General features: G+C 50.3%; 1 protein-coding gene. It reads left to right on the top strand.

What is annotated here, in order from left to right:
* On the top strand, nt 1-581 hold a 581-nt coding region (locus tag ACVBIL_RS20635), incomplete at both ends, for an Ig-like domain-containing protein (protein WP_447168796.1).

Below are 581 nucleotides of genomic sequence, written 5' to 3'. Positions count from 1 at the left end.
GAAGGCGCTCAAGTATTAATTAACGTCGCCAGCAATGACTCTGACAGTGAAAGTGGACTGAACTTAGCCAGTATCGTCATCGTGAGCCAACCGGCTAACGGCACGATTACCGTCAATGATGATGGCACCGTCACCTATCACCATGATGGCAGCGAAACCACTGATGATGTCTTCACTTACACCATCAACGATGCTGAAGGCAACGTCTCCGAGCCGATCACCGTCAACGTCGATGTCAATGCCATCGATGATACTGCGCCGATTGGGAAAGACGATAACGCTGAAGTCGATGAAGGCGCTCAAGTATTAATTAACGTCGCCAGCAATGACTCTGACAGTGAAAGTGGACTGAACTTAGCCAGTATCGTCATCGTGAGCCAACCGGCTAACGGCACGATTACCGTCAATGATGATGGCACCGTCACCTATCACCATGATGGCAGCGAAACCACTGATGATGTCTTCACTTACACCATCAACGATGCTGAAGGCAACGTCTCCGAGCCGATCACCGTCAACGTCGATGTCAATGCCATCGATGATACTGCGCCGATTGGGAAAGACGATAACGCTGAAGTCGA

The organism is Shewanella sp. 125m-7, from assembly GCF_052977045.1.
This window is presented reverse-complemented; position numbering and strand designations above follow the sequence as displayed.